Source organism: Micromonospora sp. NPDC023814 (genome assembly GCF_040639595.1).
Lineage (GTDB): Bacteria > Actinomycetota > Actinomycetes > Mycobacteriales > Micromonosporaceae > Micromonospora.
In genome coordinates, this window is record NZ_JBFAAF010000170.1 from 1 (window position 1) to 4094 (window position 4094).

3 protein-coding genes and 1 pseudogene are annotated in these 4094 nt (G+C 68.3%); 1 reads left to right on the forward strand and 3 read right to left on the reverse strand.

Annotation, left to right across the window (positions count from 1 at the left end; all coding sequences use genetic code 11):
• Window positions 1-57 precede the first annotated feature (57 nt).
• Window positions 58-1014, reverse strand: a complete 957-nt coding sequence (locus tag AB0G14_RS34875) for an amidase (RefSeq protein WP_357704926.1) — start codon at window positions 1012-1014, stop codon at window positions 58-60.
• Between the two features lie 607 nt (window positions 1015-1621).
• Here AB0G14_RS34875 and AB0G14_RS34880 point away from each other — a divergent pair.
• Window positions 1622-1759, forward strand: a pseudogene (locus AB0G14_RS34880) (IS5/IS1182 family transposase); the annotation flags it as partial.
• 533 nt (window positions 1760-2292) lie between these two features.
• Here AB0G14_RS34880 and AB0G14_RS34885 read toward each other — a convergent pair.
• A complete protein-coding gene (locus tag AB0G14_RS34885; protein WP_357704927.1) occupies window positions 2293-2490 on the reverse strand; it encodes a zinc ribbon domain-containing protein in 198 nt (65 codons plus the stop codon).
• Between the two features lie 170 nt (window positions 2491-2660).
• The gene (locus AB0G14_RS34890) at window positions 2661-3629 is read right to left on the reverse strand and encodes a hypothetical protein (RefSeq protein WP_357704930.1); all 969 of its coding nucleotides are present in this window, start codon (window positions 3627-3629) and stop codon (window positions 2661-2663) included.
• Window positions 3630-4094 lie beyond the last annotated feature (465 nt).

Here is a 4094-nt window from a genome sequence, read left to right on the forward strand (position 1 = left end):
CTCCACGATCGACGGCGTTCCGCACACCCAACCATGATCCAACCCGAACGCCCCAGGTCAAGCCGACCCGCCGACGAGCACCTGACCAGTCACGTCCAGCGAGCCGTCCATACTCAACGGATCACCCTCGTACGGTCCGCTGATGGCCTGCATCAGCATGGCGACGTCTGCCACCGTCCGCGCCATGGGGCCGGGGGTGAAGAAGGGTGCGGCAGCAATCGGCGGAGCTTCCTGCGGCCAGCGACCAATACTTGGCTTGAGTGCCGCGATGTTGCACATAGCCGCCGGGATACGCACACTGCCGCCCGCGTCGGAGCCCTGAGTGAGGGCCGTCATGAACGACGCCACGGCCGCAGCCGAACCGCCGCTGGAACCACCGGCATTGAACCGAAGGTCGAACGGGGTGCTTGTCGGGCCGTGGACCTGGTTGTCGGTAGTGCCCTTATGGCCGAATTCGGGAGTATTGGTCTTGCCCGGCACCACCACACCTGCATCGAGTGCGCGCTGGATGTACACCGCGGTGGAGGGCGGCACGAACCCCAAGTCAGCCATCGGCCTAGAGCCAAAGTCGTTGGGGACGCCCGCCAGGAAGTCGAAGAGCGCTTTGACGCCGAAGGTTAGTCCCTCCAGCATTCGCGGCCTGCCCTGCCGATACCGTTCTTCGGACCGCACCGCGGCTTCACGCGCCAAATCCTCTGTAACGTGCACGAAGGCGTTCAGTCGCGGGTTTACCAGCCGCAGCCGACGCAAATGCGCCTCGGTCAGATCCACCGCGGACACGCGGTTCAGCTTCCGATTGAGCAGCGCCAGTTGTTCATAGGCAGGCAGAAACACCAGTTCGTCAGCCGCGGGTGTTGCCTTCTCGTCGTTGCCGTACTTTGCGAACTGCTGCAGCAGCCAGCTCCAGTTGTCAGATGTGGGCGAAGCGCTTGCGGGCCGGGACACAAACCCCGAGCCAGCAAAAGCAGCCACCGAGCTTGCCAGAGCAATTGTGCGCCTACGAGTCAACCGCACGAATAGAATCCTTCCGAAAGAGCGCCTGTCACAGCCGCCATGTAGCGGCTCACACCCAGCGTCCACTATGGGCTGCCCCGGCCGGATCGAGTAAACGGACCGGGTCGCTCACGGCCCGTACTCAAACTCGCCAGCGGTTCAGCCGATCGGGCTGTTGCCGGCCTGGAGGGCGTCGTCGCGGATCGTCAGACTCCTTCCGTGGATACCCGCCTTCAGGCCGGGGAGGATCGGAACCCCTGCGAAGCGGGTCACGGATAGTCACCTCGCCGCCGCCGTCCGCACCGTCGGCGCCGGGCGCTGCCGCCAGCGGTACGTGGTCACGTCCGCTTGCTCCTATGTCAAGCGGACGTGTTGATGTCGCTGTCTATGGCGTCGGTGAGGAGTGCTCGGTGACGATGTCGGACAGTCGTCGTTTGAGGGCCGGATGGATTCAGTGGTGCTGTTGCCGCTGGCGCGGCGCCGTTGGAGGTAGTCGCGGGCGTCTGGGTGCCGGTGGGCTTGGGTGATGGCGATGCGGTGGATGGCGGCATTGAGCTGCCGGTTGCCGGTGCGGGATAGGCGGCAGCAAATCGACCAAAACCCGATGCCCCGACCGGGAGCCTCGCCGGTGCGGTCCTACCCCTCCACGATCTCGTTGTCCAGCAGGACCTTGAATCACCTGGAGAATCGCATCCGCAGCCACCGCAACCACCGCCGATCCAGGTGGCGGCGCCTCGACGCGGGACGGCAGGCACTGCTCGTCCTGGGTCCGGAGAACCTCGGGCCGGCGTCGGGCGACCCGCAGACCCCGCGCCCTGGACGCGCTGGCCTCACCCGACGCCGCCCCCGACTTCCCGAGGTACGGAGTGGCGTGGGTGTTCATCTGCACCCTGGTTGTGCCCGCCTGTCAAGGCGAGCACCACCGTTCGGGTCGCGCCGGGCGGAGCGCTGGTTCAGCGCATGGGCCACCGCCACGCCGGCTGGTCGAAGCGACCTGGCCGGCGACCCGCGTCTCACCGAGCTCCCTTGACCAGGTCGATCGTCGTCAGCTCGCCGGCGTCGTGCTCGAGTGCGTTCCACGACGGCCGGGAGTGGCTGACCACGACGACCTGAATACGGGCCGCACCGGCGGGGATCAGCCCGGCGAGGGGCCGCAGCGGATCCGGGTGGGATGCTCGTCTCGGGTTCGTTGAGGAGCAGCAGCGTCGGCGGTCGCGGGGTGACCAGCGCGGCGACCAACAGCATCGACGCCGCCATGAATGGCGGGGATTCGGCCTGCTACACCCCGCAGGGTGTCAACTACCGGTGGGTCACCGCATCACCGCGCTGTGCCGGCACGGGTGCCGGTCCTACCCGCGCTCCACGGTCCGCCCGTCCGGCGGCCCTGATGTTCTGGGCGGCGATGACGTCCCGGTCGTGGACACTGCCGCACGGGCAGACCCACGACCGGGCGTCCAGCGCCGGCTTGTCACCGACCCGCCCACAATCGGAGCACACACGGGTGGACCAGCAACCAGGCTCTGGCCTGCGGCCGTCCTGGTCAGGGCACGCTCGGGGCCCTTGGCGACCCTCCCGCGCGGGCCTTCACCCTCCGCCCTCACGGGCGAAGCACTGGCCCGCTTCCTGGTAGCGTCCCGCAGCTGGTCCACGAGCTTGGAGGCCAGCTCTCACCTCAACTTCAGATTCCAGGCCACCACCGCCTCCACCGGATCGGCCACCGTCGTGATGCCGGTGCCGCCGGTGAGCCCGACGTAGGCCTGCCCGACGCCGACGATCAGCCGCAGGTCGACCGACTTCGTGATCAGCGGGTGGGCCGGGCGGAAGCCGGACTTGCTCGCGTAGACCCGCAGTCTGTGTGTCCTGGCGTCATAGTCGATCCACACATTGACCACGCCCTTGCCATACAGGCTGAAGCCCGGGTCCTTCCACACAAGATGCTGGGTGATGTCACCGTTCCTCGTCACCGCGACGTGCTGGTGGTCGACCGGGTCGAACCTGTTGGCCCACGTGTCGAACTCGACCGCCAGGCTCGGCTGGATCCGCGGCCGGCCGGTATCCGGCCGAGCGCCGTACCCAAGCCCTTCGCCACTGGCTCCGCGCGCGGTACGGGACTGGCCCTGGATCACGAACGCGATCCCGTCGCTGATCTTGGTGATCTCGAAGGAGAACCCCGTGCTAAAGGACCGGGACGGGTCGATCGTGGTGGTCGCCCACGCGCTGCCCGCCTTGTCCCGCCCGGAGGCCAGCACCAGCCGCCCGCCCGAGACGGTCGCCGCCCCGTTGAGCCGCAGGTCGGCGGTGTCCGGGAAGCCGTCGAACAGGAACACGGGCGCGACCTTGCTCATCGGCATCTGAACCGCCGGTGGCGGTGTATGCGTGACTGCCAGTGGTGCCGCCGGCGCAGCCTTGGTCTGCTCGGGGGTCGCCGTGCACGGCGAGGCCGCGTTCGTCAGCACCGGGACAAGGGCCGCGTCGAGCGGGGCCGCCTTCGGGATTTCGGCGGCGTTGCTCGCCGAGAACGCGAAGACGCCGGCCGCGGCGACCATCGCGACCGCCGCCACCCTCGCGACGCCGCGCCGCGAGATCTGCCATCGGGATGGAGGCTGGGTGATCCGGCCAGAACGTGCGAACACCACATTCAGCTCCCGCCTTGTGAGCACATGCCCGTGTCATCATCGAGCTACGCTCCCTGCACGTAGGGACGCGGGTCCCGGTTCACGGCGAGCGAACCGGGTTCAGCCGACAGGCCGACGACGCGGCGGCAGCACCGGCCGAAGCCCGCCGGACCCACCTTGCTAATTCGTATTGGCATCTTGACGCCGCCGAGACGGCGCACGCAGACTCGTCAACCAACAAGCCCGTCCGCGACGGCCGTCCACACCGTACGGCCGCTCAGCGAAGCCGAACGACACCCGCTGACTCGTCACGGCCAGCCCGCTCCCCCTGCCCCCATCGGCCCGTCCCACGAACGGAGAAAACGTGATGACGCGTACCCCTGAAGGCTCCATCTCCCGACGCACGCTGCTGCGTGGTACGGCGGCCGCCGGCGTCGCGATCACCGGCGCCGGCCTTGCCGCGACGCCCACGCCAGCACTCGCCGC